The sequence below is a fragment of the Sphingobacterium sp. UBA7253 genome (genome assembly GCF_002472745.1).
Taxonomy (GTDB): domain Bacteria; phylum Bacteroidota; class Bacteroidia; order Sphingobacteriales; family Sphingobacteriaceae; genus Sphingobacterium; species Sphingobacterium siyangense.
Genome location: NZ_DKSP01000208.1, coordinates 28,086 through 29,761, shown reverse-complemented (window position 1 = coordinate 29,761; position 1,676 = coordinate 28,086). Strand labels below are relative to the sequence as shown.

Sequence of the window (1,676 nt, the reverse complement as noted above, 5' to 3'; positions counted from 1 at the left end):
ATCCTCCGCCTATTGGTTATCACAGCACAGGGGCATCGGTGAGCCCCATTAATCGGCAGCTGTTTCACAACTGTCACTGTCCCGCAGTGGTAATGGTACATTTCCATAGCAGGCGGTCATGCAGCCATCACTGTGTTCTAGCGGTATGGCGTTTCCTCTCTTCGAGAATTCCAGTATCTAGGTTTTGTATCTTGCTAGAAGTATTATTGCTCACTTTTGGTATAGAGCATCGCCTGTTCCAAAACTTTCGTATCTGAGGTTTTTGTATATTGCTAGGAGCATTATTGGTCACATTTGGCATGCTGTAGTGCCATAGTCACGGGGCATTGTAAACCAAGTGACCGCCATTATTGTTATTATGGATAATGATAGTTAGCATGCAAAGTGGTACAAGGCGGTTGAAAAAGATGAAATTGGCATTTGGAACCATGTTTTACGTGGGGCAAAATTCGATGGGACAAATTTTGATCGTAGCAAAGATGTAACGCAGGGGTATGGCGTCAGTTCGTTACCGACAAAAGTGTTAATAGATCCACAAGGCGTTATTATCGGACGTTATGGTGGCGGCAATGGCGAGTCAGACGAGCAATTGGATGCTAAGCTTGCTGATTTATTACGCTGCTTATTTTACGAAATTCTTGCTATAAGCTGAGCACTTTGTGGATGGTAAGAATTTTCTGGAGATTGATGCTGTACAATTACTGCAGGACGGGCGTGTCATCGCAGAAGATGGACATCACGCACTTGCGGATAAATTTAGAGGAACCAACAAGGTCAAACCTTTTTATTACAATTTTACAGTAACAAATTATAACCCGCAATCGAAGTATGAGATCAAAGCCCGTGTCAAAGGTGCTGGTGGTGTGGATTCAAAAGGGAACTTTACATTTAATTTGTCCCCTAATACAGCGTTTGATAAGATAGAAAGGAAATAAGAGAAGAGCTAGGGCTATCCTACCGTTGGATAACCCTAGCTCTTTATAAGGTATAGAAGCTTTATTTATTTGAGCTCAATCATCTTTTGATTAGCAGGCTCTTCCTTTACTTCTTGAAGGATTGCAATTTCAATAGGTGCAATCAGGCTAAGAATAATCAGTGCAATGAAAGCTACAGGGAAAATAATTCCGATGATTACAGCCAATAACAAGGAGATATTTAAGTATTCTTGTCCATTCTTGGATGAAACTTTTAAACGTGAGCTTTTGAAGGAATCAAAAAGATCTTGAAAAGCTTTAGTAATTGTTTTACTGTTGATGCTGAATGTTGTTTTAGTTGCCATGATGTTTATTTTTAATGTTTTTATTTCTTATTTGATGACTCAAAGATAGGGCGGAAATAAGAGGGATACGATGCCCATTAGGCCAGTCTCGAGACAATCTCGGTAAACGACCAGCTTTTATCGGTTAATACTTTTCTGAAATTAAGGAGAGTGATATGATTATCACTATAACTGACAGTAGATATATCCTTAAACAAAATACAGGGGTAGCCAAAAAGCTACCCCCGTTTTTTGTCTCTTATTTTGCTAATGTGATTATAAACCTACATGCTCTGTTTTCGATTTTGTTGGTCCAGATGGTCCTTGCTTAAATGTGGGGGCATAGTTCCATTCAATTGTGTCGGTTAATACCTTACCGTCTTTTTGGATTACTTTTGCTTCAACAGTATTCTTCCCC

The 1,676-nt window shown here is 39.6% G+C and carries 2 protein-coding genes; one reads left to right on the top strand and one right to left on the bottom strand.

Annotated elements, in window-relative coordinates:
• Positions 1–659 precede the first annotated feature (659 nt).
• Positions 660–935 (top strand): hypothetical protein, encoded by a 276-nt coding sequence (locus B2X72_RS21300; protein ID WP_208734116.1) that lies wholly within the window; start codon positions 660–662, stop codon positions 933–935.
• A 65-nt stretch (positions 936–1,000) separates the two neighbouring features.
• On the opposite strand, the gene B2X72_RS21295 is transcribed toward B2X72_RS21300, so the two are convergent.
• Positions 1,001–1,279, bottom strand: a complete 279-nt coding sequence (locus tag B2X72_RS21295; RefSeq protein WP_145327320.1) for a DUF4342 domain-containing protein — start codon at positions 1,277–1,279, stop codon at positions 1,001–1,003.
• Positions 1,280–1,676: the final 397 nt, after the last annotated feature.

Bases quoted from the DNA above. Each gene is read 5' to 3' on its own strand.
- B2X72_RS21295 (WP_145327320.1), bottom strand. From the start codon at position 1,279: ATGGCAACTAAAACAACATTCAGCATCAACAGTAAAACAATTACTAAA.